The following is a 26,629-nucleotide window of genomic DNA, read 5'->3' on the forward strand; positions in this document are numbered from 1 at the left end:
TTACTCAGTATACATTATGGTTGCTGCATTTATATACAGGCGATTTTATTGACGCGATTGGCGTGTCTTCCACCTTCGAATTCCGTCGAAAGGAAAGCTTGTACAATCTTCTTAGCCAACGTGATGTCAATAAATCGGGCAGGAATGCATAATACGTTAGCATCGTTATGTTGACGAGCCAGTACGGCAATCTCTTCGAGCCAAGCAATTGCTGCTCGGATACCTTGATGTTTATTAGCCGTGATCGCGACACCATTTGCGGATCCGCAGATCAATATACCTAATTTATTCTCCTTCTGTTCTACGCTGCTGGATACTGGATGTGCAAAGTCCGGATAATCGACTGAATCTGAATTGGAAGGGCCGAAATCAGCGACATCATAACCCGATTCCTTCAACACTGCTATTAACTGTTGTTTGTACTCGAATCCTGCATGATCACTACCTATAGCTATTCTTCTAGACATAATAAGATGTTATTTTCGTTTGTAAAATTCTTTTTCCCTCTGCAATTTACTGCGTTTTACACTTGCCGACACAGATATACTTAGTTCATATAATATAAACATAGGAGCACTTACCGTAAGCAGTGTAATAACATCTGCAGTAGGTGTTATGATTGCTGCGATGATTAGAATAATGACAATAGCATAACGTCTACTAGCACGCATAAATTCTGGTGTCATGATTCCCAACTTGGACAAGATGAAAATCAGGATCGGTAATAGAAAGATGACTCCACAGCCCAATGTCAACGTTGCAATGGTAGATAGATAAGAGTCTATCGTGATCTGATTGGTAATCTCTTCACTTAGGGATACATTAGCTAAGAAATTGACGGATAACGGTACCACAATGTAATAGCCAAATAAAGCACCAACAATGAATAGAATTGTCGCATAAAAAACAAAACCTCGAGCACCTTTGCGTTCTACGTCGGTCAACGCAGGTTTTACAAATAACCAAACCTCAAATAGCAGATATGGAAAGCCTAGCGCTACGGCCATTAATAAACAAGAGTTGATCTGCAACATAAATTGCCCAGCCAACTCTGTATTGATTATGTTGAAGGGAATGCGCTCTACACAAAAACCTTCAAGGCTCAGCAAGTCGCCTAGCTTACACATCATTCGGTAAGTCCAAAAATCGAGGTTCTTGGGGCCCATAATGATGTCATTAAATACGAAATCGTAGAAGGTAAACGCCAGGATAGCAAATACCGCAATAGCGAGTACTGAACGTATCAGATGCCATCTCAGGACTTCTATATGTTCAAAAAAAGACATTTCTGCCTCTATGCTCTTTCCTTTGTTTTTTAATGCCTGTAGAAGTTTTAAGTTTTTATTTGACATGTAGTTATGTTATTCAATACGCGTATAAACAAAAATACCATTCTTCGACCGAAGAATGGTATTTTTTTTTGATTGTAACGTAGTCTTTAAGATTGTGATTCGTCTGGGTATTCTGTCAGATCAAATGTTTCCATAAACTTAGTAGTAAAGTTTCCTGCGCGGAAGTTTGGATCACGCATCAGGCGAAGATGCAAAGGAATAGTCGTTTTGATCCCTTCGATCACAAATTCGCTCAACGCACGCTCCATCGTGTTCAATGCCTCTTCACGAGTTTGTGCCACACAGATCAGCTTTGCGATCATTGAATCATAGTTTGGTGGAATGGTATAGCCTGCATATACGTGTGTATCTACGCGCACACCATGTCCGCCTGGTGAATGAAAGTTCGTGATTTTACCCGGTGACGGGCGAAAGTTGTTGAACGGATCTTCTGCATTGATTCGACATTCGATCGCATGCATCGTAGGCTCGTAACTTTTGCCAGAGATCGGAATACCAGCGGCCACTTTGATTTGCTCTTTGATCAAATCAAAGCTAATTACTTCTTCGGTAACAGGGTGTTCGACCTGAATTCGGGTATTCATTTCCATGAAGTAGAAGTTGCGGTGCTTGTCTACCAAAAATTCGATAGTACCCGCGCCCTCATATTTCACGGCCATTGCCCCTTTGATTGCTGCTTCGCCCATTTTGGCACGCAAATCTGGCGTGATAAAAGGAGAAGGCGCTTCTTCTACTAATTTCTGATGTCTACGTTGTATAGAACAGTCACGCTCCGAAAGATGACATACTTTGCCGTATTGATCTCCGATCACTTGGATCTCAATATGCCTTGGCTCTTCTACGTATTTTTCTAGGTAAATACCATCGTTACCAAAGGCTGCGGCTGATTCTTGACGAGCAGAATCCCAGCTTGGTTCAAAATCTTCGTCTTTCCAGATGATGCGCATTCCGCGCCCACCACCGCCAGCGGTTGCTTTGATGATAACCGGATAGCCGATTTCGTTCGCCAATTGAATACCTGTTTTTACATCAGGTACTAAACCAACAGAACCTGGTACGGTCGGTACACCAGCAGCTTGCATAGTCGCTTTTGCTGATGCTTTGTCACCCATTTTCTCAATCTGATCTGCGGTAGCACCGATAAATTTGATGCCATATTCCGCGCAGATAGCCGAAAATTTTGCGTTCTCCGATAGAAAACCATAGCCCGGATGGATGGCATCAGCATTGGTCAATTCTGCTGCCGAGATAATGTTTGGAATATTTAAATAGGAATCTTTACTGGCCGGCGGGCCGATACATACAGCTTCGTCTGCAAATCGTACATGTAAACTATCTCTATCAGCAGTAGAATATACTGCCACACTTTGAATGCCCATCTCACGACAGGTACGGATAATGCGAAGTGCTATCTCTCCCCGGTTGGCAATCAGTATTTTTTTAAACATAAATTCTTGATAAAGTAAAAACAATGGAACAGCTAATTTTTCTTCTGGTCGAAGAAACAAATTAGCTAGGATCTACCAAGAATAATGGTTGATCGTATTCTACTGGTTGCGCATCGTTAACCAAAATCTTTACGATTTTACCCGATACTTCGGATTCAATTTCGTTGAATAATTTCATGGCTTCTACGATACAAAGCACTTTACCTGAGGTAATCTCATCGCCAACATTCACAAACGATGGCTTGCCAGGGCCCGCAGAACGATAGAATGTACCGATCATTGGAGATTTTACCGTGATATAATTCGAGTTATCGTCTGCTGCCGGTTTGGTAGGAGCTTGTGAAGCCACATTCGCTGGTTCAGCAACTGGTGCAACGCTTGGTGTAGCAGCTGGTACTGCAGCCTGAGGTACAGTAGCAGTTACATAAGTAGGTTCTTGATTGGTTTTGATTGTGATCTTGAAATCCTTCTCTTCAATAGATACTTCGTTTACTCCAGACTTGGAAACGAACTTTATCAAATCTTGTACTTGTTTGATATCCATGCTCATAGTCTCTTCTATTTTATAGTCTTGTTTGTAGTTAAATACGATATTACTTTGGATCGTATGCCCATTTCAAATAGGTAGCTCCCCAGGTAAATCCTCCGCCGAAAGCTGCCATAATAATATTATCCCCTTTTTTTAATTTGCTTTCCCACTCCCAAAGGCATAGTGGAATCGTTGCGCTAGTGGTATTGCCGTATTTTTGGATGTTTATCATCACTTTTTCTTCCGGTAATCCAGCGCGTTCGGCTGTAGCGTCGATGATGCGCTTATTGGCCTGATGTGGTGCTAACCAACTGATATCTTCAGATTGTAGTTGGTTTTTCTCCATGATTTCGGCGACCACGTCTGCCATATTAGTGACAGCAAACTTAAATACGCTACGTCCTTCTTGGTGGGCAAAGTGCATTTTAGCATCTACTGTTTCATGCGAAGCAGGGTTCAATGAGCCACCACCTTTAAGATTTAAAAATTCGGCTCCGGCGCCATCTGTTTTTAGAATAGAATCTTGCAGACCATATCCTTCGGTATCCGGTTCTAATAAAACGCAGCCACAGCCATCACCAAAAAGAATGCAGGTGTTGCGATCTTCGTAGTTCACGATAGACGACATTTTGTCGGCACCTACTACGAGCACTTTTGTATGCTTTCCAGATTCGATAAATTGGGAGGCAGTTGTTAGTCCGAATAAGAAACCAGAACACGCCGCTTGCAAATCATAGCCCCATGCATTGGTAGCTCCGATTTTGTGAGCGACAAGATTTGCTGTAGCCGGAAACATCATATCAGGTGTGCTGGTACAGACAATAATTAGTTCGATATCCTTCGCGGTGATACCGCGTTTTTTTAGTAAGCCCTCAATTGCGGGCACTGCCAAGTCAGAAGTTGCTTTTCCTTCCCCTTTAAGGATGCGTCTTTCCTTAATACCGGTACGGCTTACAATCCATTCATCATTAGTGTCTACGATGGTCTCCAATTCCCGGTTCGTCAACACATAATCGGGAACGTATCCATTTACAGCTGTAATTGCAGCACGGATTTTTGACATGTTTTATTATTTAATGGCAGACTTGATTCGCTCGATGAATTTCGAGGATATCATATCTCGTGATTGTAAAACCATATTTTTAATCGCCGTAGGTGTGGAAATTCCATGCCCGATAACACTGGTGCGTTGACACCCAATACAGGGCTACCACCAAACTGTTCGTAATTAAAGCGATCGAAAAACTCATCCTTGAATCCCTTTTTTAGCGTCACCACATAAAATGATTCTGCTAGCTTCAAAATCACGTTACCCGTATAGCCATCACAGACGAATACATCTGCATGATCTGAAAATAAATCTCGCCCTTCTGCATTGCCAATGAAATTAACTTTTTCGTTTGCTTTTAGTAGGGGATAGGTGCTAGTGGTAAGTAGATTTCCTTTCTCTGCTTCTTCACCAATGTTAACCAAACTGACTCGTGGTGTTTCGATGCGCAAAACATGTTCCGCATAAAAGCTACCTAAGATAGCAAATTGATTGAGCATCTCGGGTTTGCAATCTGCGTTGGCACCTACATCTAGAAGCACGGCTGTTCCACCCTTTAGCTGAGGTACATTGGTAGCAATCGCTGGGCGAAGTATTCCAGGAATAGTTTTGACACTAAACATAGAACCAACCAGCATGGCACCTGTATTTCCAGCAGAAGCAAAAGAGTCAATCTTTCCGTCTTTTAGAAACTCAAATCCTTTGGATATCGAAGAGTTAGGTTTTTGGGTGATCGCTTTCGTAGGGTGTTCATGCATGCCGATTTCATCAGGTGCATGCACATAATCAAAAGCCGAAATATCACCCCCGGCGTTGGAGATTAGTTCTCGGGTTTTTTCTTCATTTCCAAATAGTACCAAACGTTGGTCATTTTGGAGGTTTTGTTGAGCTTCAATAGCTCCTTGTATCGTAGAGTTAGGGGCGTAATCTCCTCCTAGTACGTCTAAACCAATCTTCATTCGTTATTATTTAATGAGTCAATAATACGAAAAAACATCCCAATGTACAGGGAATAAATCGAATTAATCACTGTCAATGGGATGTTTCGGAAGTTCCTTAGATTGCCGCTGTATTCTCGATAATCAATTTACCGTTGTAGAACAAGTTGCCATCAACGGTGTATGCGCGGTGTGGCAAATGCACTGCACCAGTTTCTTGACATACTGTCAAACTTGGTTTATCCGCTTTATAATGCGTTCTTCTTTTGTCTCTTCTTGACTTAGACATTTTACGTTTTGGATGTGCCATCTCGTATGTGTATTTTTAGTTATTTTTAATATTTCTTAAAGCTTCCCAGCGTGGATCTACCTGATCCTCCTTTAATTCATTCTTTATTGCATCTTCACTGGCTAACTGCCGAAGCATCTCTGGATCGCAATCCAGATTTTCGCCCTGTTCACTACATTTCGGATAGTGTGGTACCCGTACATTTATGTATTCGTACAGCAGATTAGAGATGTCAAACTCGTAATCATGATGCGATAACACGATGATTTCATCTGATCCCTGATCCCACTCATCGTGTGTGAATTTTACGATTACCTTTTCCTTTATGTCTAAAGGAGATTGGAATTCTCGCAAACATACATCACAGGTGAGTGTAATGTGCCCGGTAATCTCGAAATTAGTGACCAACATATTCTCTCGCTTCTGCAATTGTACATTGGCAAGGAGTTTTCCTTTTTTAACTAAGGAGTGGTCAAAACATGCAAAGAACGCGTCATCAACATCAAACTCGAAATTGTGCTTACCAGCCGAAAGGCCTGAAAATGGTATTTTATATTTTTTTAAATACTTCACAATCCAGTATTTGAGCCTGCAAAGATAATAGTTAAAACTATAGATTGCAACTCTTTTTAAACCTTTATTATTCTTCGTCCCCGTAATATTTTTCGCCCAATTTGATCTTTTCGCGACCCGTTTCCATGCGCCACTTGTTGGTGTCGCGGAGCGAATAAGCGCAGCCACAGTATTCTTGCATATAAAATCGTTCGCGCTTACTGATTTCAAGCATACGTACACCACCCCCTTTCTTTCGCCAATTGAAGGTCCAGTAATCCATATTCTCGTGCCGTGATGCTGCTCGGATACCACAATCGTTGATCTGATCCATATTCTTCCATCGTGATATGCCCAACGAACTCGAGATCACATCGAAGCCATTTGCTGCTGCGTATTCAGCCGTTTTTTCGAAACGCATGTCAAAGCACATCGTGCATCGAATGCCTTTTTCAGGCTCGTGTTCCATGCCTTTGGCCAATTCAAACCAATGATCTACATCGTAATCCGCATCAATAAAGGGAATGTTGTGCTTTTCTGCAAAGCGAATGTTTTCCTCTTTACGCAAATCATATTCACTCCGTGGATGAATGTTGGGATTATAAAAGTATATGGTAAAATCAATGTCCGATGAGATAAGCGCTTCCATCACTTCGCCTGAGCACGGAGCGCAGCAGGAGTGGAGTAGAAGCTTCTTGCCTTCATTTGGTAGGTTGATTTTTTCCCGAACGAACGGTTTATTTTCCATAGTTCCAAAGTTACCTACTTCCATGCACATTCAAAAATTATCGCTCTAAATTGCCCGAAAGACAAACAGCCTGTAACTTCTTAGGTGTTACAGGCTGTTGTTTATAATAATAATGATCTTGTGATCGACAGATTATTCTGCGTCTCCTTCTTTCAATGCGCTTTGATCTAAATCAACACCAGTCACTTCGGCGCGAATCTTAGCTTCCAATTCATCCATTAGATCCGGATTATCTATTAAAAGATTTCTGACAGCATCGCGTCCTTGCCCCAATTTGGTGTCGCCATAGCTAAACCAAGAGCCAGATTTCTTGACGATACCATATTCTACACCAAGGTCGATGATTTCACCAGATTTGGAAATACCTTCACCAAACATGATGTCGAATTCGGCAATACGGAATGGAGGTGCTACTTTGTTCTTTACGATCTTCACTTTTACGTGGTTACCCGCTACCTCATCGCCATCTTTGATTTGCGAAGTACGACGAATATCCAAACGTACGGAAGCATAAAACTTCAAGGCGTTACCACCTGTCGTGGTTTCTGGATTTCCGAACATCACACCAATCTTCTCACGCAACTGGTTGATGAAGATACAACAACAGTTGGTTTTTGCAATCGTACCTGTTAATTTACGCAATGCTTGTGACATCAATCGTGCTTGCAATCCCATTTTAGAATCACCCATTTCGCCTTCGATCTCGCCTTTTGGTACTAATGCCGCTACCGAGTCAATAACGATTACATCAATCGCGCCGGAGCGAATCAAGTTATCGGCGATTTCCAAAGCTTGCTCTCCATTATCTGGCTGCGAGATCAATAGATTTTCGATATCTACGCCAAGCTTTTGAGCATAATATTTATCAAATGCGTGCTCCGCATCAATGAAAGCGGCAATACCGCCTTTTTTCTGTGCTTCTGCTACGATATGAGTGGCTAAGGTAGTTTTACCAGAAGATTCTGGGCCATAGATCTCGATCACACGACCTTTTGGCACACCGCCAATGCCTAAAGCAATATCAAGACCTAGAGATCCTGTAGAAATGGATTCAATCGGCTCTACCGCAGAATCGCCTAATTTCATGATGGTTCCTTTACCGTAGGATTTCTCTAGTTTATCTAAGGTAAGCTGTAGTGCTTTTAATTTATCTGAATTACTCATTTACGTAGTTTTAATAGTTCAAATATACACACAAAACTGATGTGTGCAAACAAAAATGCTAAAATAATTAGTTTTATTTTTTAAACGTTACCTGCCGTTTGCGTACTAAAGTTTTTGCTGAAATACTGACAAAAATAGGTGATGGGGCAGATTTCACATTTAGGCTTGCGGGCTAAGCAGATATAGCGGCCATGCAAGATCAGCCAGTGGTGGGCAACTTTGATCGTTTCTTCTGGCAAATGTTTTACCAGTTGTTTTTCTACCGCCAAAGGTGTAGTCGCTCTTTGTGTCAGCCCTAATCTATTCGCTACGCGAAATACATGCGTATCGACTGCCATCGCTGGGTTGTCGTACACCACAGAAGAAATGACATTGGCCGTTTTGCGACCAACGCCCGGCAGCTTCACCAAATCTTCCACTTTTTCGGGCACGATTCCGTCAAACTCAGCTAGTAGCTTTTGCGCCATGCCGACCAAATGTTTGGCTTTGTTATTTGGGTAACTCACCGAGCGGATGTAAGAAAACACTTCTTCTACGGAGCTTGCTGCAAGCGATTCAGGCTCTGGATAACGCGCAAACAAAGCTGGCGTGACCTGATTGATTCGCTTGTCGGTACACTGCGCAGACAAGATGACCGCTACCAACAGTTCGTACGGGTTGGAGTAATGCAACTCCGTTTCTGCATCGGGGTTATGCGTGGAGAAATAGTCAACGAAGGCTTTATATCGATCTTTTTTCAGCATGAACAAAGATAATTAATATTATCCTTATTACTTTTACCCTGCTTAAAACCGAAAACTGATTACCATTGGCAAAGAAAGAAAAGAAGCAGACTCCCTTAATGCAGCAGTATAACACGATCAAGGTTAAGTACCCTGGCGCCATGCTGTTGTTTCGTGTGGGAGATTTTTATGAGACATTTGGAGAGGATGCGATTAAGGCCGCAGGAATATTAGGTATTGTACTGACCAAGCGTGGAAACGGCACGGAGTCCGAGACGGCATTAGCCGGCTTTCCGCATCACTCGCTCGAAACCTATTTGCCAAAATTGGTGCGTGCCGGTCAGCGCGTAGCGATTTGCGATCAGCTGGAAGATCCGAAGCAAACTAAAACCATCGTAAAACGTGGTGTTACCGAATTGGTGACGCCAGGCGTGTCGTACAGTGATAATATTGTACAGCAGAAAGCCAACAATTATCTGGCCTCTGTCTTTGCGGATAAAAATACGTTTGGTATTGCTTTTTTGGATATTTCAACGGGCGAGTTTTCTGTAGCACAAGGACAAGTGTCTTATATTGATAAGCTTTTGCAAAGTTTCAAGCCAACAGAAGTCATTTTGCCGAAGAAGCAGTTGAATGATTTTATCAGTCATTTTGGGAATAGCTACTACACCTACACGCTGGATGAATGGCCTTATACGGGCGATTATGCTTCGGAAGCACTTCTTAAACATTTTGAAGTCAATTCTTTGAAAGGATTTGGTATTGAGCGCCTTTCTACGGGAATCGTAGCCGCTGGTGTGGCTTTGCATTACCTTAACGAAACGGAACATCGCAACCTACAGCATATTTCGCACATTGCGCGCATTGAAGAAGATCGCTATATGTGGTTGGATCGTTTTACCATTCGTAATTTGGAGTTGATTGGCTCGGCCAATGATAATGCCATCACGCTGTCTGATGTGTTGGATCATACGGCATCGCCGATGGGTGCTCGGTTGCTCAAGCGGTGGATTATTATGCCGCTCAAAGATCGCAAATCTATTCAGGAGCGGCTGGATGTGGTCGATCATTTTGACCAAAACCGCGCGTTGCGCGATGAGCTAATCAAAGAAATCAAGCAAGTAGGCGATTTGGAAAGGTTGATTTCCAAAATCGGATTGCAAAAAGCCAATCCACGTGAAGTAATCCAGCTCAAAAGAGCGCTGTACGCGGTAGAAAAGCTGAAGGAAAAGACAGATCTACATGCTTCTGATTCGCTGCGTATAATCTCCGAACAGCTCAATAACTGCTTAATCATTCGCGATAAAATTGAAAATGCAGTACAACAGGAGCCGCCCGTGCTGATACAAAAGGGTAATGTAATTGCCGACGGGGTCGACGAAGAATTAGACAGACTGCGTAAAATCGCATTTGGTGGGAAGGATTACTTGTTGGAAATACAGCGTCGAGAAGCGGAAATCACTGGGATTCCTTCCTTAAAAATCGCATTTAATAATGTATTTGGCTACTATCTGGAAGTAACCAATACACATAAAGATAAGGTTCCGGAAGCTTGGATTCGCAAGCAGACGCTGGTCAATGCCGAGCGCTACATCACCGAAGAACTCAAAACCTATGAGGAGCAAATCTTAGGAGCAGAAGAAAAAATTCAGGCCATCGAAAACCGAATTTACCAAACGCTGTTGGCAGATATTGCGGAATACATTAAGCCGATACAGCTTAATGCACAATTGATCGCGAAACTGGATGTTTTGCTCAATTTTGCCATTGTAGCAGAGAAGAATTTTTATGTGAAACCACAGGTGAATGAGGGGAAATCTTTAGATATCAAAGGTGGTCGCCATCCAGTGATTGAGAAAAATCTTCCCGTCGGAGAAGACTATATTACCAACGATACATTTCTGGATCAGGAGTCGCAGCAAATCATCATCATCACTGGACCCAACATGGCCGGTAAATCGGCGCTGTTGCGCCAGACGGGATTGATCGTGTTGATGGCGCAAATCGGCAGTTTCGTGCCTGCAAAGGAAGCACACATTGGTTTGGTCGACAAGATTTTTACGCGCGTGGGCGCTTCGGATAATCTTTCTTCTGGCGAATCGACGTTTATGGTGGAGATGAATGAAACGGCCAGTATTATGAATAACCTGTCGGATCGTAGTTTAATCCTATTAGACGAGATCGGTAGAGGAACGAGTACGTACGATGGAATTTCGATTGCTTGGGCTATCGCCGAATATTTGCATCATCACCCCACTGCCAGAGCAAAAACACTTTTTGCTACGCATTATCACGAGCTCAACGAATTGAGCACATCGATGCCGCGCATCAAAAACTTTAATGTGTCGGTAAAGGAGTTGAATAATAAGATTATTTTTCTGCGGAAGCTGGTGCCAGGCGGATCAGAACATAGCTTTGGTATCCATGTGGCGAAGTTGGCGGGAATGCCTAGCAAACTTTTGACGCGTGCTAATGATATTTTGCGTCGGTTGGAACAAGAACGAACCGGGGGTGAAGATATCAAAGACAGCATGCGCAAAATTCAAAAGCAAGCGTATCAATTGCAGATGTTTGCCATTGATGACCCTATTCTAGAAAAGATACGCGATATGTTGAATAATTTGGATGTGAATACCTTGACTCCGGTCGAAGCATTGATGAAGCTTGATGAGATTCAACGGGTGTTGAAAAACTAGCGTAGATATATCTCCGTTTAATAAGCAAAAAAGCAGGCTAACAAAGTTAGCCTGCTTTTTTGCTTATTACGTTTATCAACTTTTTTCCTTAAAATTTGAAGAAAACTTCAAAACTCACATAGTCCGAAGCAATTGGCGTGATCAATCGGCTATCAATACTGTATGGCGAATAATGGTACTGCACCTGTGCGCCGATAAAACTGGTGCGCCCAACGTGCTGCATCGCTGAGATACCTGTGGATAAATTGAATGTTTGCGGACGAGTTACGTAAACTGGATATCCATCGCCATAGCGCAAATTCAATGATCTATTGTACGACATTTCGTAGGCCAATCCTGCTTTTCCGATCATTAAAAATTTGCCTGCATCTAAAAACTTATATCCGGCAGATCCACCGAACATATAAGTAGTAAGAGGTTCCAATTCATCAGGCAAATCGCTGTTGTCTGTTTGATACTCAAAAGTACGCGAATTTCTTGCTGGACGATATTTAAATGATGCATCGAAAACCCAGTCATTAGCTAGTGGACTGATAAATGAGAAACCATAAATTGGCAAATTGTTGAATACCGGATTTACCGCGTTTAGCGGGCGATAGAGTCCAACACTTGCTGCGAATCCCCAACCACTTTTGTACATTTCGACCTCCTGCAGACGTTCCATTTTTGTTACTGGCTTCTCTTTCTGCATACGGATAAGATAAGTATTGATGTGATCGGAGAAAAGATAAGCAATCGCTTCCTCCATATGTTTGAGAGAATACATATCTGAGCCAATCATCGCAGCAGCTTTAACTTGAACTAAGGAATCTACGGCATGTCGTAGTGGCACAAAGTGATATGTTGCTTTATCCGTATTATAGATTGTCTGAAAGTTGTTTTGTGCGGCGTTGTCCCAGCGGATCATCAATTCATTGTCCTTGCCCTGTTGGATATAATCCTGAATAGCTGCGGTCGCTGGTTGCTTGTTAATTAGTTGGCCTATAATTCTAATTCTTTGTGTTATTTCATTAGGGCCGCAGTTACTTTCAATAGTTTGTAATACCTGCTCCATTCCTACAAAGTCATTGCTGTTAAGCAATTCTACAATTTTTGGAAGGGCTGCCTGAGTGATGCCTTCACAATTAGAATCTTGCGTAGGGCGCTGCTGTGCCACGGTAGGTACAGTTAGTGTTAGAAGAGAAAGACAGAAAACACTATATAGCGTATATAGTCGGTGCATAGAAGTTTTAATTGTTTATTGGAAACTGATTTTTTAGACCACTAAACTTATGAAAAGTTTAAACAAATATACAAATGTCTGCACTGCTAGTAAAAATGTATTTTTGCAGCGATGAGTATTTTTCGTTTTAAGCGCTTTTCGATCGATCAAACAGGCTGTGCCATGCGCATGAATACGGATGGGGTATTACTTGCTGCTTTCGCTCGGGCAGAAGATGCTGCGAGCGTGCTAGATATTGGTACTGGTACCGGAGTGATTGCCCTGATGTTGGCGCAGCGATTTGTCCAAGCGAAGATCGTCGGTGTGGAGATTGATGGCGCTTCTGCTGCCGCTGCTATGAATAATGCGCTGCAATCCCCGTTCTCAAATCGAGTGCAGATATGGCATGGTGCTTTTCAGGATTTTGCGCCTCAAGGCCGTGTTGATTTGATCGTCAGCAATCCTCCTTTTTATATCAATACTTTGCACAATCCAGATGCACGCAAAAAGCAAGCTCGGCATACGGATATGACTTTTTTTGATGATTTGCTAGGGTATGCGCATAGGCATCTTTCGCAACATGGTGCGATTGAATTGATTCTGCCTCCCGAGTTGGCTGATGTCGTCATTAGTTCGGCTACTGCAATCGGATTCGCATTGCAACGAATTGTAGCCGTATCTTCCTTTGTTGATTCGCCTTGTATTCGCCACATTATCCGTCTGGGTGCGCAGCAAGATGAATCACTTGTAAAGCATGTGAGCTTTGTGATCTACGAGTCGCGAGGTGTATACAGTCAGGCCTACACGAGATTACTAAGAGATTTTTTTCTCGCGTTTTAATTTTCAGAAAGATTATCCAATTTGGTTTCTTGCTATTAGCAGCCTAACTTTAGGGCGATGAAAATTGGTTTGCTTTCGGATACGCACAGTTTTTTAGATGATGCCGTGTTTTATCATTTTGATGGTTGTGATGAAGTGTGGCACGCGGGCGATTTTGGGAATCGGGAAGTAGCCGATAAGCTTGCTGCCTTCAAACCATTTCGTGGGGTGTATGGAAATATTGATGGAACAGATATCAGGCAAAGTTATCCCGAAAATTCGCGTTTTACCTGCGAAGAAATGGATGTCTGGATGACACATATTGGCGGATATCCTGGGAAATATGCACCAGCTGTGAAGACCGAAATTCAAAGCAATCCGCCGAAGTTATTCATATCTGGGCATTCTCATATTCTGAAAGTACAGTATGATCCACGTCTTCAATTATTGCATCTTAATCCTGGCGCAGCAGGCAAGCAGGGATGGCATAAGGTGCGTACGCTTATGCGTTTCGATATTATCGGAGATCGGGTAGAAAATATGGAAGTGATTGAGCTAGTCGGTCGTTGAGATTGGAACAATTATAAGCTGTCGCGCACTTCGATTAAGAAATTCTTGAGCTTTTGGAGCGACTCCACAACGCGTTGGTTTTCTTGAGCTTCGTTCTTGTTTTGACGGAGAAATTCCCGCGCACCCTGTAAAGTATAGCCCTTATCTTTAACCAAGTTAAAGATAATCTTCAAGTTAGCGATATCCTCTTGTGTAAAAAGTCGATTGCCTTTTTTATTCTTTTTGGGCTGAATGATATCAAACTCCCGCTCATAAAAACGAATTTGGGAAGCATTGACCTCAAACATGCTGGTCACTTCGCCCATGGTATAATACAATTTGTTTATTTCGCGTTCTTTATATGGCATTGCCCGAGTTTTCTAACAATAACAAACTTACTGAAAGTTGTCTATATTTTCAAAGAATAGATACTACACAAGCACTTTTTTGTGGTGCCCTTTGCTGTGTAGTATCTATTTGTACTTAGTTCACGTGTCGTAAGAACGTGGCTACTTTACTTTTCAACTGTCTACGATCGACAATGAAATCCAAGAAACCGTGTTCCAATACAAATTCGGAAGTTTGAAAGCCTTTCGGCAAATCTTTTTTAATAGTTTCTTTGATGACACGCGGGCCAGCAAAACCAATCAATGCTCCAGGTTCTGCGATATTGATGTCGCCCAACATAGCATATGAAGCTGTTACACCTCCTGTAGTCGGATCGGTCAATAGACAGATATAAGGTAATTTGGCATTGCTCAACAAAGCAAGTTTAGCCGATGTTTTGGCCATTTGCATAAGCGAGAAGGCTGCTTCCATCATACGCGCACCGCCAGATTTAGAAATCAACATAAAAGGCAGCTTGTGCTCTAAACAATAATCGATTGATCGAGCAATTTTTTCGCCTACTACAGATCCCATAGATCCTCCGATAAAGTTGAAATCCATACATGCCACCACAATGTCTTGTCCTTCAATTTTTCCGTGTCCGCAGCGGATGGCGTCTTTCAGACCAGTTTTGGCTTGGCTATCCAACAATCGATCTTTGTACGGTTTGCTATCGACGAAATTAAGCGGGTCACCAGCTTGTAAATTGGCAAATAACTCTTGAAAATCGTTGTTGTCAAATAGAATAGAAAAATATGCTGCCGAACCAATTCGGATATGATAATCACAGTATTGACAAACGTAGCTATTCTCTACTTGCTCGACATTTAAGAGCGCTTTTTTGCAATTGGGACATTTATTCCACATGCCATCTGGCGCTTCTTTTTTATTTTCGGTAGCCGTAACGATTCCAGCCGTATTTCTTTTAAACCAACTCATAGCAATTTTTTAAACGAACTACAAAGAAACGAAAAATATTGCTTTTCAAGGAGTGGGGTGCGGTAAAAAGTGTGATTTGAAAAAAGGTAAGAAGATAGTTTATGATAGGAGCAAAACCTGGAGTGTAGCTTGCAAAAAAAAGAAATAAAAAATGGGTAAGCTACCTTTATCGCACCGCTCAACCATTTACCCTTGCTTTGTTCCCAACCTGGGGGAGTCAACAGGAGCTGGTCGTAAAGGACTTACCCACGGCAAAAGTAGAAAAAAAATGGTACGTATAAAATTTAAATTATTGTTTAATGCTAGCGGCTTGATTTCCAGACACAAAATTATGAGGGTGGTGATCTGTGATCAAGGCGAGCAAATACGAAATACCTTGCCGGGGAGCGAAAGGATGATATTGTTCATTTCCAGCTCTAGCAAAATAATAGCTAGTTTGCTCTGTGGCCAATCCATATGCGATGCTATTTCGTCGACAGTCGCTTGCTCCATATGTTGCAGATAATTGAATACCTTTTGTTCGTCTTTGGTCAGTGAAGGGGGAAGGATGGATAGTTGTTTTGAATCGCGCCGCGGATGTTCGTTTTCCCAGTTCATCAGATAGCGCAAATCTGCAGCATGTCGGATCAGGTGAGCTCGGTGTGTTTTAATCAGATAGTTGCAACCTTCGGAATAGGTTTGGTGAATGGCGCCGGGGAAGGCACACACATCTCTATTGTAGCTGTTTGCCATTTCAGCCGTGATCAAAGCACCACCTTTTATACCAGCTTCGATCACGATCGTCACATCTGCTAATCCTGCTATAAGGCGATTTCGCATTGGAAAATGCGATCTTTCTGGTTTAGTGCCCGATGGAAACTCTGTTAAAAGACCGCCATGCTCAATCATTTTTGTGGCCGTATCGCGGTGTGGTGCTGGATAGATCCGATCTAGTCCATGCCCTAGCAATCCAATAGTTGGTACGCTACAAGATAGCGCCTTACGATGTGCTATCACATCAACACCGTATGCGAGTCCGCTCACGATGAGCGGTTCAAGATCCGTTAATTCCTGAATCAAATCTTCACAAAGACGCATGCCGTACGCCGTTGCATTGCGTGTGCCCACGATGCTGATGATATAACGGTTGTTAAGATCAGCATTACCTTTGTAATACAAAAGCGGAGGAGCATCATCGCAGCTATGTAAGCGATGTGGATAAGTGTCTTCTGCAATCCAGATCGGTTGTATTGCGTGCCGTTCAATAAAATTACATTCTTCTTCAGCTTGTCGTAGAAAATCGCGCGCGAGGATCGTCTTTGCGAGCGTGGGCCCAATGCCCATCACTCCCTTTAAATCTTGTGCAGATGCGCGAAATATATCTTCCGCACTGCCCAAGTATTGCAAAAGATTTTTAGCTAGGCGCGGACCAACTCCAGGAATCATTCCTAATGCTATTTTGTACAAATAATCCATTTAAATTAATTTATAAGATAAATATATGTTATTTAAAGAAAATAAGAGCTTATTGATGGAATATATTTAGCCAATCTAATGTCTTATCTTTGATGGTCAATTTAACAGTAGATAGTCTTAATCAAAATTTATAATTATCATGGAAACGAATGCACCGGAACCCTTTGACATAGAGATTAACGGAGTCGATTACTCGGTTTTTCCGGACGAGAAGGACACGTACACCATATTTAAAGACGGTAAGGAATACGTTCAAATTATTCGTGATACCGAAACCGCTTGGCTCAAACTTCATCCCGAAACAGGTTTACCATTGTTTGGTATGGATGAAGAAGTGCTACTTATTGGAAAAGAGATAAATGCTCAAGAGCAGCAATAGTAAGTTGGCTATTCAGTAAGTGCGATGCTATGGTACGTTCGATGCTATTTTTTGTATTGCCTGTTGTTTTGAGCCTGCCAGCGAATCAAACTACAAGATCCATTGTTAAAGAAAATATCTTGTGGCAAGATACAGTAGTACTCCCTCGTGACACGATTGGCATCGAAGAGGTGTTGATCGAGCGCGATGTGTTGAGCGCTGAAGAGCAGTATGAACGTAATAAGAACGATTATAGAATCATTTACCTGAATGGCGATAATAGAAATATTATCGAAGGTTTCGGTATTTTTCCGCCAGTCATCGTTATCAATGTTAATAAATTGTATAATCATTTTTCCGTTAGTGGAAACGCGCGCGAAGCTTGCAAAACATATTAGAGAATACGTTTAAGCATGGTAAAGTAAAAGAAAGTTGGTACCCAATCACGCAGCAACTCACCAAACTAGACGGTCAACAGCTCGACGATTTTAGGCGATATTATCAACCCGAATTCGATTGGTGGGAAAGCGCCGAAGGGTACGATCGCATGGATTACGTGTTCAAGCGATTGAAAGATTTTCAGGACTCAGTAGTTCATATACGTACGTACCTGGCTCTACCCATGAAAAAAACACCCTCATTATCGGATAGATAATGAGGGTGTTGGTAAAGTAATTAGCTTTGGTGCTGCTGTTTTTAACAAAGCCAAAGGGTTATTTACATCGGAATGTACAATACGTATTTCGTATCGAAAAACTCTTCCTTGAAATAATCTGTTAGTGGTATCAGGTCTGAAGTAACTTTGGCTTCTTTTATTTCTTCGCGAAGATCGCCACCTTTCAGGTACAATATTCCATTAGGGATACCATTCTTGTCTTTAGAGAGTAACTTATTTCTAACCCAAGGAAGGAAATCTTTAAGGCGTGTAACCGCTCTGGAAACGACGAAATCGTATTTATAATCCAATTGCTCTGCGCGGATATGATCGGCTTCCACATTAGTTAAGCCAAGTGATTCGGCGATTTCGCGCACCACCTTTATTTTTTTGCCAATCGAATCCACGAGATGAAATTGGACTTGGGGAAATAAGATCGCCAAAGGAATGCCAGGGAAACCTCCGCCCGTGCCAACATCTAATATGCGTGTACCCGCAGCTAACTCACGTACATAAGCAGCAATACCTAACGAATGTAGCACATGCTTGAGGTAGAGCGAATCCATATCTTTTCTGGAAACGACGTTGATCTGATCATTCCAAAATGGATAGAGCTCCGCCAATTGAGTAAATTGTTTTTTTTGTATCTCGCTCAGGTGCGGGAAATAGGTGAAGATAATGTCTACGGATGGATTCATATTATTTCCAAGAAGTTTGTTTTCTGTTTCTGTTAAATAGGCCATTAAGGCATATGAAAAAGTAAAAGAGTAGATCGAGCACGGGCAACCATAGTAGCAAATCTCGAACAGCTAACTTACGGAACACATAGCCATAGACCGTATATTGAGCCAGCAAGCGTAACAGATATACCGCTAAAGGCACGTACCACATGTGTGGCAGAAGTGCGGCTGAGACGCCCAACGAGGCGTAAAAAAATAGTGCAGATACCAGTTGCGTCGCGAGCATCCATTTGTGACGTGATTTGTACATCACCGAGGCACCGGCATGTCGAGCTTTTTGTTTGTAATAACTTTTCCAAGTGAGCTTGGGAATAGAATACATATGCGCCTGTGGCGAAATCGCAATGGTCGTGTTGGTTGCATTACTATTCTGATTCACAAAAAGATCGTCATCACCAGATTTGATATGCATATGTGCGTTGAATCCTTTGCCTTTATAGAATAAAGATTTGGTATAGGCTAAGTTTCGCCCAACTCCCATATAGGCATCGCCTTTCAGTGCGTAAGACAAATAATTCATGGCTGTGTGCGTGGTTTCAAAACGGATCAATTTGTTCAACAAACCACGATGTTTGAAGTAAGGAGAATAGCCCAATATGATTTCTTTGTCTTCGGCAAACGGAGCAACCATCAGGTGTAACCACTGTGTAGTAGCAGGCTCGCAGTCGGCGTCAGTAAATACCAAATGCTCGTATTTAGCTGCTTTAATCCCGATCGTAAGCGTGAATTTTTTGGTGTGTTTAAGGCGTATGTGTTCGCCGATGTCTACTATTTTAAGATGGGCGTATGTTGAGGCCATTTCCCGAAGAAGCCATTGTGTTTCATCGTCAGAGCAATCATTTACCACCACGACCTCAAAAGTGGGATAACTTTGCTGAAGAATAAGCGGTAAGAATTTTTTAAGATTATCGTATTCATTATATGCACTGATGATCACAGATACAGGAGGCAAAGTTTGCTCATTTGCGGATTCCGTGATACGGTGCGCAGCCAGTTTGCTGTATACAAAAAGGATATAATATAACTGAATACAAAAAAATATCCCCAAAGATAGGTATGCGGCATATGGCCAATAAGAGACGGTCGCTTCGATTGGAAAAAACATAAGCTGCAAAGATAATGCTATTTACTACCTGATGACAGCTATCTTCAAGAAAAGTTTGGTCGTAATTATCTGACCCCATGTAAACCAAGTTACCGCCAACTTGTCTAAATATAAAAAGTGCTATATTAGAAGGCTTAAAAAACACACAACTCATGACAAACAAACGCACGAATCGGCTATTGGTATTATTAATGATTACGGTACTCATTTCCGCCTGTGGATCCCTAAATCCGGCAAAGCAGGTAGATATGTTAAAGAGCTATAATTACGATGTTGAGTCAGTAACTGGTCTTACGATTGCTGGCCGCTCGGCGCAAGGATTGTTAGAAGGAAATGGTACCTCCTTAAATATGAATGCCCTTCCTGGACTAGCGCTTGGGATTCTGCGCAAAGATCTGCCCTTAGCTGCGGTGGTGAATATGAAAGTGAGCAATCCAACTACTAATGTGACCGGTATTAACGCTTTTAAATATCTCATCGAAATTAAAGGTAAGCCATTCTTCGAAGGTACAGTAGATCGTGTTGTACGACTAAATCAGGGTGAAAGTGCGGTAGTACCGCTCACCTTCAATGCGAACCTATTTGGCGTAGTCGACGAAAATCGTGGTATCGAAGGATTATTATCCGACCTACTTACCCGTGAAGGTCAAGGTGCGGTCGTACTAAAAATTAAGCCTTCAATTTCGCTGGCAGGGAGCAATATCTTCTATCCTGGTTATATCACAATAGACAATGATTTGTTAAAAAGCCTCAGCAAGCGATAAGGCAATATGCGCAGCGGAGATCGCTTAGTTCCCCGCTGTTAATAATTCTTAAGATTGCTGTAGCAACTCAGTTTTCTGCCGAAAATAATCGTACTTTTGCACTCGTTTAGAGGGAATAGATGAAATTTACGCTTCAAGCACAAGACAAACTTTCGAAGCTCGCGCCGGAGAAATGGAGACCGCACACGGTACGATACAGACACCTATTTTTATGCCTGTTGGCACTGCAGCTACGGTGAAAGCCGTGCATATGCACGAATTGGTGAACGACATTCAAGCTCAGATCATTTTAGGCAATACTTACCATTTGTATTTGCGGCCAGGACTGGACGTATTGCAAAAAGCGGGTGGATTGCACAAATTCAATAACTGGAAAGGTCCTATATTGACCGATTCTGGTGGTTACCAAGTGTATTCGCTGACAGAGGTGCGCAAAATTAAAGAAGAGGGCGTTACCTTTCGTTCTCACATCGATGGTTCTAAGCATTTGTTTACACCAGAGAATGTGATGGATACGCAGCGCATCATCGGTGCGGATATTATCATGGCCTTCGATGAGTGTACACCGTATCCTTGTGATTACAACTACGCCCGCCGCTCATTAGATATGACGCATCGTTGGCTCAAACGTTGCTGTGACCGATTTGATTCTACCACACCGCATTATGGCTACGACCAAACGTTGTTTCCGATAGTGCAGGGATCCGTTTATAAAGATTTGCGCGAAAAATCGGCAGAGGTAATCGCATCTTTCGAAAGAGAAGGGAATGCAATCGGTGGGTTGTCTGTCGGCGAACCGGCGCATGAGATGTACGCGATGACCGAAGTCGTTACGAAGATCTTGCCAGAACACAAACCGCGTTATTTAATGGGCGTGGGTACACCGGTTAATATTCTAGAAAATATTGCTTTGGGTATTGATATGTTTGATTGTGTCATGCCAACGCGTAATGCGCGCAACGGTATGCTTTTCACTAAAGAAGGTATTATCAATATTAAGAATAAGAAATGGGCGGACGATTTTAGTCCGATCGAAGCCAATAGTGATTTATTGGTCGATCAGATTCATAGCAAAGCCTATTTGCGCCATTTGATTCGTTCGCAGGAGATATTGGGAGCGCAAATCGCTTCCTTACACAATCTGCATTTCTACCTTTGGTTAGTGAAAGAAGCTCGCGAAAAAATTATCGACGGCACTTTCTATGCTTGGAAAGAAAAAATGGTGAAAGTGTTAGATCAACGTTTGTAAGTTCGAGATGAAAATTATTGATCGCTATATCATCGGAAAATACCTAACCACGTTTGTGTTTACGGTATGTATCTTCTGTTTGGTGATTGTTATTTTCGATTTTTCAGAAAAAGTAGACGATTTCAATAAAAATCGTGCTACCATGACGCAGGTTTTTACGTTGTACTATGCAGTTGGTAGTTTGCCATTCTTCATCAATATGCTGACCCCACTGCTGAACTTTATTGCAGTTATTTTCTTTACCTCCAAAATGGCCGATCAGACCGAGATCGTTCCGATATTGAATGGAGGTATGAGCTTTTACCGCATGCTTCGCCCATATATGTTCTGTGCTGGGCTTATTTGTGGGATGATTTTATTGTCCAACTTATATGTAATCCCGTATACAAACAAGGTCAAAGTAGATTTCGAAAACGTGTACGTAAAGCCGCATAAAGTAAGTACCACATCCTCTTCTACACATATGCAATTGGACTCGAATACCTATGTATACATGGGTACTTTCGAAACCAAAACTAGCGTAGGATATAACTTCGCCATCGAAAAATTTGATGGAGACATCTTGACCGAGAAGCTGATGGCAGATCGCATTACCTGGGATTCAGTGGCCAATAAATGGTCCATTCACAATTATACGACACGATATATTGATGGACTTCACGAAAGAATGGAAGCCGGTGAACAACGAGATACCACGTTGGATATGCGGCCCAAGGATTTTGAAGTCTATGAGAATGTCTTTACCACAATGAGTCAAGCTGATCTCAATGAGCGTATTCTAAAGGAAGAAACACGAGGTACGGGGATGATGAACGAACTGTTACTCGAAAAATACAAGCGTTTTATCAACCCATTTTCCGCATTCATCCTGACGTTGATTGGCGTGTCTTTATCCTCCAAGAAAGTGCGCGGTGGTATAGGCGTAAGCTTGGGTGTGGGGATTGGCTTGAGCTGTATTTATGTGGTGTTAGAACGATTTTCCACGATGTTTTCCGTAAAAGGAGGACTAGATCCCCTGATCTCCGTCCTCATTCCTAATGTGCTGTTTCTCGTCTTGAGTATTTATTTAATGATCAAGGCTCCCAAGTAATTTTTTTCTCAATTTTCTTAATTAATAATGGCTAAATCTGGCGCTAGTCGCAATGTGCTGATTCTACACTTTACGGTGTTGATCTGGGGATTTACAGGTGTTTTGGGAGAGCTAATCTCCGTCTCGGCGTTGCATTTGGTGTGGTACCGCGTGCTGATTGCTGCAATAGCCCTGTTTGTATATTTAGTGTGGTCCAAGAAAAGCTTAATTGTGCCTTTAAAACAGGTACTTCAATTTTTAGGTGTGGGCTTAGTAGTAGGGCTGCATTGGGTGCTTTTCTTTCACTCAATAAAGATATCGACCGTGTCGGTTACGTTAGTCAGTTTGTCTTCAGTAACGCTGTTTACGGCCGTACTTGAGCCACTCATCAATCGCAAGCGAATCGAGATGTCGGATGTGTTGATCGGCTTACTAATTATCTTGGGAATTTATCTCATTTTTAAGTTTGAATTCCAGTATTTCTGGGGTATAGTTTTGGGCTTGATCGCGGCTTTATGCGCTAGCATATTTGGCATATACAATGCACGCATGGTCAAGACAGCAGATCCCACGATCATCAGCTTTTACGAAATGATTGGCGCGGTGCTTGGTGTTAGTATTTTGCTAGGTATCTCTGGTGGTTTTGATGCCCAAATGTTGCTTCATCAGACCGACATTGTTTACTTATTAGTACTGGGCGTGCTGTGTACTGCGGTGGCGTATGTTTTGGCCGTTTCTGTCATGCGCGAAGTGTCTGCTTTTACTGTGGCGCTGGCTACGAATCTAGAGCCCGTTTATGGAATAATGCTCGCTTTGTTGCTTTTTGGTCAAAAAGAGGCAATGAGTACCGGTTTTTATGCCGGTGCAGTTTTAGTCTTGATGGCGGTATTTATGTATCCCTACTTCAAAAACCGGTGGATCGGGAGGCGGTTGCTAGTGAGATAGTTTAGTATACCCGATAATCTGTTAATTATCCGTAACTTTGCCCACCTTAAAAATATGTATATCTTTAGTGGGTATTGTGAGGAGCAACCCCACTAACAAAATAAAATAGTATGGCAAATATTGTTGCAATCGTTGGAAGACCGAATGTCGGTAAATCTACTCTTTTTAATCGTCTGACGGAAAGTCGGAAAGCGATTGTGGATGATTTTAGTGGTGTTACGAGAGATCGTCACTACGAAGTCGCCGAATGGATCGGTAAAAAATTTACCGCTATTGATACCGGCGGTTTTGTACATGGTTCTGATGATATCTTCGAAGAAGCCATTCGCGATCAAGTGCATATCGCCATCGAAGAAGCTACGGTGATTATCTTCATGGTCGACGTGACCACGGGAATAACCGATTTGGATGATGAGATTGCAGACTTGTTGAGAAGAAGTTCGAAACCAGTCTACGTTGTAGCTAATAAAGTCGATCATGCGAAATTGCATCACGATTCAGCGGAGTTTTATGCATTTGGATTAGGCGAAATATATAACGTTTCTGCGGCTACTGGTTCTGGAACGGGTGAATTGCTGGATGCGGTCGTATCCCATTTCCCTGAAGAAGAAGAAGTCGAAGAAGATGAATTACCAAAATTCACCATCGTAGGTCGTCCAAACGTTGGTAAATCTTCGTTGACGAATGCCTTATTAGGTGTTGATCGTAATATTGTGACGCCGATTGCGGGTACTACGCGCGATTCGATTCGTATACATTACAACCAATTTGGTCACGAGTTTTTGATGATTGATACCGCCGGATTACGCCGTAAATCTAAGGTGAACGAAGACATTGAGTTTTACTCGGTCATGCGTACGATCAAAGCATTGGAAGATTCGGATGTAGTGATCTTGATGTTGGATGCCAATGATGGTATCGAAGCTCAGGATATCAATATATTTCACCTCGCTGAAAAGAATAAAAAAGGAGTACTGATCTTAGTAAACAAATGGGACACCATTGAGAAAGATCATAAGACAGCCGTAGAATTCAAGCAACGTATCTTAGACAAATTGGCCCCATTCAATGATGTGCCGGTATTGTTTACCTCTGTAACTGAGAAGCAACGTATCTTCAAGACGGTAGAAACCGCCATGGAAGTGTATCAAAATAAGATCAGAAGAATTCCTACTTCGAAGTTGAATGAAGTGATGTTGGAGATAATCGCCCATTATCCGCCTCCGGCAACCAAAGGGAAGCATATCAAGATCAAATACATTACGCAGTTGCCAGGTAGATCACCTATGTTTGCCTTCTTCTGTAACTTGCCACAGTATATCAAAGATCCGTACAAGCGCTTTATTGAAAATAAACTGCGCGAGAATTTTGATTTCGCTGGTGTACCCATTCAGATTTTCTTTAGACAAAAATAACGAAGACATTCCCCACTTTATGTTACAGCATAATCTATCGCTCTATAATACGCTTACTCGCAAGAAAGAAAAGTTTGAGCCCATTCATCCAACGTCGGTTGGGATGTATGTATGCGGGCCTACCGTGTACAGCGATGTGCATTTGGGTAATTGTCGTACGTTCGTATCTTTTGATCTGATTTTTAGGTATTTAACCCATTTGGGTTACAAAGTACGTTATGTGCGTAATATTACCGATGCGGGTCATTTGGAAGGCGATAATGATGAGGGTGATGACAAATTTGCGAAAAAAGCGAAGCTAGAACAACTAGAGCCGATGGAGATTGTACAAAAGTATACGATCGGCTTTCATGATGTACTTCGCCTGTTTAATACTATTCCGCCAAGCATAGAGCCTACAGCTACTGGTCATATCTCTGAGCAGATCGAAATGGTACAGCAGATTATAAAAAATGGCTACGCCTACGAAGTAAATGGAACTGTCTATTTTGACGTAGATCGCTATACCAAAGAGCATAATTATACGATCCTGACCAACCGTAATCTCGACGATTTGTTGAACAATACGCGAGAATTGGGTGGGCAGGATGAAAAACGCAATCGTTTAGATTTTGCACTGTGGATCAAGGCCAAGCCAGAGCATATCATGCGCTGGCCAGCGCCGTGGAGCGTAGGTTTTCCGGGCTGGCATATCGAATGTTCGGCGATGAGCCGCAAATATCTGGGCGATCAATTTGATATCCACGGCGGTGGAATGGATCTAGCGGCTACGCATCATACCAACGAGATTGCACAATCGCAAGCGTGTAATCATACTACGCCATCCAAATACTGGATGCATACAAATATGCTCACCGTAAATGGTGCGCGCATGTCAAAATCTGCGGGCAATGGTTTTCTTCCTGGAGAGTTATTCACGGGGAATCATCCCTTATTAGACCGCGGTTATTCGCCGATGTCAGTACGTTTTTTCATGCTACAAGCGCATTATCGTAGTACATTAGATTTTTCCAACGAAGCATTGGATGCTGCTGATAAAGGTTTCAAAAGACTTTTGACTTCGATTAATCTGCTAGATAAAATTGTACCGAGCAAAAAATCGACAATTCCGAGTTTGGATGATATCCAAGCACGAAGTTATGCTGCGTTAGATGACGATTTCAACAGCCCTGTACTCATAGCTGAACTGTTTGAAGTAGTTCGTATTATCAATTCGGTGTACGATGGTAAACTCACCATTTCGGAGTCAGACCGGGAAAAGCTCAAATCATACATTCAAGCATTCGTTTTCGATGTTTTGGGATTGAAAGATGACCAGACAGGTACAGAAGATGGCAGCGCTGAAGGTTTGATGCAATTAATCATTCAAATCCGAAACGAAGCTAAACAGAACAAAGATTTTGCTACCTCAGATCGTATCCGCGATGAACTTCATGCACTGGGTATTCAATTGAAAGACAGTAAAGACGGTACACTTTGGAATAAGATTTGAT

Annotated in this window: 27 protein-coding genes, 1 other RNA gene and 2 pseudogenes; 12 read left to right on the forward strand and 18 right to left on the reverse strand. The window is 42.2% G+C overall.

What is annotated here, in order from left to right; genetic code table 11:
• Positions 1–29: 29 nt before the first annotated feature.
• The 11 genes and pseudogenes from rpiB to nth all read right to left on the reverse strand — a co-directional run bounded on the left by rpiB (position 30) and on the right by nth (position 8,811).
• The gene (rpiB, locus tag A0125_RS09860) at positions 30–467 is read right to left on the reverse strand and encodes a ribose 5-phosphate isomerase B (protein ID WP_066755109.1); all 438 of its coding nucleotides are present in this window, start codon (positions 465–467) and stop codon (positions 30–32) included.
• 9 nt (positions 468–476) lie between these two features.
• Positions 477–1,352 carry a twin-arginine translocase subunit TatC gene (gene tatC / locus A0125_RS09865; protein ID WP_066755111.1) on the reverse strand — a complete coding sequence of 292 codons (876 nt, stop codon included), beginning with the start codon at positions 1,350–1,352 and terminating at the stop codon, positions 477–479.
• A gap of 86 nt (positions 1,353–1,438) precedes the next feature.
• A complete protein-coding gene (accC, locus tag A0125_RS09870; protein WP_066755711.1) occupies positions 1,439–2,800 on the reverse strand; it encodes an acetyl-CoA carboxylase biotin carboxylase subunit in 1,362 nt (453 codons plus the stop codon).
• 61 nt (positions 2,801–2,861) lie between these two features.
• Complete coding sequence (accB, locus tag A0125_RS09875; protein WP_066755112.1) at positions 2,862–3,350, reverse strand: acetyl-CoA carboxylase biotin carboxyl carrier protein; 489 nt, start codon at positions 3,348–3,350, stop codon at positions 2,862–2,864.
• Between the two features lie 43 nt (positions 3,351–3,393).
• The gene (locus A0125_RS09880) at positions 3,394–4,392 is read right to left on the reverse strand and encodes a beta-ketoacyl-ACP synthase III (protein ID WP_066755114.1); all 999 of its coding nucleotides are present in this window, start codon (positions 4,390–4,392) and stop codon (positions 3,394–3,396) included.
• A gap of 6 nt (positions 4,393–4,398) precedes the next feature.
• A pseudogene (gene plsX, locus A0125_RS09885) lies at positions 4,399–5,336 on the reverse strand (phosphate acyltransferase PlsX).
• A 97-nt stretch (positions 5,337–5,433) separates the two neighbouring features.
• Positions 5,434–5,625, reverse strand: coding sequence for a 50S ribosomal protein L32 (rpmF, locus tag A0125_RS09890; protein WP_066755120.1), 192 nt, complete (start codon positions 5,623–5,625; stop codon positions 5,434–5,436).
• A gap of 15 nt (positions 5,626–5,640) precedes the next feature.
• Positions 5,641–6,177: a YceD family protein gene (locus tag A0125_RS09895; protein ID WP_066755122.1), complete on the reverse strand. Its 537-nt coding sequence runs from the start codon at positions 6,175–6,177 to the stop codon at positions 5,641–5,643.
• Positions 6,178–6,244: 67 nt separating this feature from the next.
• Positions 6,245–6,904, reverse strand: a complete 660-nt coding sequence (locus A0125_RS09900; RefSeq protein WP_066755712.1) for an epoxyqueuosine reductase QueH — start codon at positions 6,902–6,904, stop codon at positions 6,245–6,247.
• 132 nt (positions 6,905–7,036) lie between these two features.
• On the reverse strand, positions 7,037–8,068 hold the full coding sequence (gene recA / locus A0125_RS09905) for a recombinase RecA (RefSeq protein ID WP_066755124.1): 1,032 nt from the start codon (positions 8,066–8,068) through the stop codon (positions 7,037–7,039).
• A gap of 80 nt (positions 8,069–8,148) precedes the next feature.
• The gene (gene nth / locus A0125_RS09910) at positions 8,149–8,811 is read right to left on the reverse strand and encodes an endonuclease III (RefSeq protein ID WP_066755126.1); all 663 of its coding nucleotides are present in this window, start codon (positions 8,809–8,811) and stop codon (positions 8,149–8,151) included.
• A gap of 65 nt (positions 8,812–8,876) precedes the next feature.
• Between nth and mutS the strand changes: the two genes are divergently transcribed.
• Entirely contained in the window at positions 8,877–11,486 is a 2,610-nt protein-coding gene (gene mutS / locus A0125_RS09915; protein WP_066755128.1) for a DNA mismatch repair protein MutS, read from the forward strand.
• An 88-nt stretch (positions 11,487–11,574) separates the two neighbouring features.
• Here mutS and A0125_RS09920 read toward each other — a convergent pair whose 3' ends face one another.
• On the reverse strand, positions 11,575–12,642 hold the full coding sequence (locus tag A0125_RS09920; protein WP_066755130.1) for a hypothetical protein: 1,068 nt from the start codon (positions 12,640–12,642) through the stop codon (positions 11,575–11,577).
• A gap of 177 nt (positions 12,643–12,819) precedes the next feature.
• Between A0125_RS09920 and A0125_RS09925 the strand changes: the two genes are divergently transcribed.
• Together A0125_RS09925 and A0125_RS09930 are read left to right on the forward strand one after the other, a co-directional pair.
• Entirely contained in the window at positions 12,820–13,527 is a 708-nt protein-coding gene (locus A0125_RS09925; RefSeq protein ID WP_066755132.1) for a tRNA1(Val) (adenine(37)-N6)-methyltransferase, read from the forward strand.
• A gap of 57 nt (positions 13,528–13,584) precedes the next feature.
• Complete coding sequence (locus A0125_RS09930; protein ID WP_066755133.1) at positions 13,585–14,076, forward strand: metallophosphoesterase family protein; 492 nt, start codon at positions 13,585–13,587, stop codon at positions 14,074–14,076.
• Positions 14,077–14,087: 11 nt separating this feature from the next.
• On the opposite strand, the gene A0125_RS09935 is transcribed toward A0125_RS09930, so the two are convergent.
• From A0125_RS09935 to dprA, 4 genes are all read right to left on the reverse strand, one after another.
• Positions 14,088–14,423, reverse strand: a complete 336-nt coding sequence (locus A0125_RS09935; protein ID WP_066755134.1) for a MerR family transcriptional regulator — start codon at positions 14,421–14,423, stop codon at positions 14,088–14,090.
• A gap of 115 nt (positions 14,424–14,538) precedes the next feature.
• Entirely contained in the window at positions 14,539–15,381 is an 843-nt protein-coding gene (accD, locus tag A0125_RS09940) for an acetyl-CoA carboxylase, carboxyltransferase subunit beta (RefSeq protein ID WP_066755135.1), read from the reverse strand.
• Positions 15,382–15,531: 150 nt separating this feature from the next.
• An RNA gene (ffs, locus tag A0125_RS09945) (signal recognition particle sRNA small type) lies at positions 15,532–15,629 on the reverse strand.
• 103 nt (positions 15,630–15,732) lie between these two features.
• A complete protein-coding gene (gene dprA / locus A0125_RS09950; RefSeq protein WP_066755136.1) occupies positions 15,733–16,836 on the reverse strand; it encodes a DNA-processing protein DprA in 1,104 nt (367 codons plus the stop codon).
• Between the two features lie 139 nt (positions 16,837–16,975).
• Between dprA and A0125_RS09955 the strand changes: the two genes are divergently transcribed.
• From A0125_RS09955 to A0125_RS09965, 3 genes are read left to right on the forward strand one after another with little or no spacing between them, the layout of a single operon-like run.
• The gene (locus A0125_RS09955) at positions 16,976–17,215 is read left to right on the forward strand and encodes a hypothetical protein (protein ID WP_066755142.1); all 240 of its coding nucleotides are present in this window, start codon (positions 16,976–16,978) and stop codon (positions 17,213–17,215) included.
• Between the two features lie 29 nt (positions 17,216–17,244).
• Complete coding sequence (locus A0125_RS09960) at positions 17,245–17,592, forward strand: hypothetical protein (protein WP_066755144.1); 348 nt, start codon at positions 17,245–17,247, stop codon at positions 17,590–17,592.
• Positions 17,577–17,849 (forward strand): hypothetical protein, encoded by a 273-nt coding sequence (locus tag A0125_RS09965; RefSeq protein ID WP_066755146.1) that lies wholly within the window; start codon positions 17,577–17,579, stop codon positions 17,847–17,849. The genes A0125_RS09960 and A0125_RS09965 overlap by 16 nt, the downstream gene beginning before the upstream one ends.
• Positions 17,850–17,911: 62 nt before the next feature.
• On the opposite strand, the gene rsmG is transcribed toward A0125_RS09965, so the two are convergent.
• Both rsmG and A0125_RS09975 read right to left on the reverse strand, forming a co-directional pair.
• Positions 17,912–18,547, reverse strand: coding sequence for a 16S rRNA (guanine(527)-N(7))-methyltransferase RsmG (gene rsmG, locus A0125_RS09970; protein WP_066755714.1), 636 nt, complete (start codon positions 18,545–18,547; stop codon positions 17,912–17,914).
• A 1-nt stretch (position 18,548) separates the two neighbouring features.
• A complete protein-coding gene (locus A0125_RS09975) occupies positions 18,549–19,694 on the reverse strand; it encodes a glycosyltransferase (protein ID WP_066755148.1) in 1,146 nt (381 codons plus the stop codon).
• Between the two features lie 152 nt (positions 19,695–19,846).
• Here A0125_RS09975 and A0125_RS09980 point away from each other — a divergent pair, with 152 nt between their 5' ends.
• The 6 genes and pseudogenes from A0125_RS09980 (at position 19,847) to cysS (ending at position 26,628) form a co-directional block, all read left to right on the forward strand.
• Positions 19,847–20,458, forward strand: coding sequence for a hypothetical protein (locus A0125_RS09980; RefSeq protein WP_066755150.1), 612 nt, complete (start codon positions 19,847–19,849; stop codon positions 20,456–20,458).
• 119 nt (positions 20,459–20,577) lie between these two features.
• Positions 20,578–21,707: pseudogene (gene tgt / locus A0125_RS09985) on the forward strand (tRNA guanosine(34) transglycosylase Tgt).
• Between the two features lie 7 nt (positions 21,708–21,714).
• Positions 21,715–22,797, forward strand: coding sequence for an LptF/LptG family permease (locus A0125_RS09990; RefSeq protein WP_066755152.1), 1,083 nt, complete (start codon positions 21,715–21,717; stop codon positions 22,795–22,797).
• A 27-nt stretch (positions 22,798–22,824) separates the two neighbouring features.
• On the forward strand, positions 22,825–23,721 hold the full coding sequence (locus A0125_RS09995; protein ID WP_066755154.1) for a DMT family transporter: 897 nt from the start codon (positions 22,825–22,827) through the stop codon (positions 23,719–23,721).
• A 110-nt stretch (positions 23,722–23,831) separates the two neighbouring features.
• Positions 23,832–25,136, forward strand: coding sequence for a ribosome biogenesis GTPase Der (gene der, locus A0125_RS10000; protein WP_066755156.1), 1,305 nt, complete (start codon positions 23,832–23,834; stop codon positions 25,134–25,136).
• A gap of 19 nt (positions 25,137–25,155) precedes the next feature.
• Complete coding sequence (gene cysS / locus A0125_RS10005; RefSeq protein WP_066755158.1) at positions 25,156–26,628, forward strand: cysteine--tRNA ligase; 1,473 nt, start codon at positions 25,156–25,158, stop codon at positions 26,626–26,628.
• Position 26,629 lies beyond the last annotated feature (1 nt).

Source organism: Sphingobacterium populi (genome assembly GCF_001586775.1).
GTDB lineage: Bacteria > Bacteroidota > Bacteroidia > Sphingobacteriales > Sphingobacteriaceae > Sphingobacterium > Sphingobacterium populi.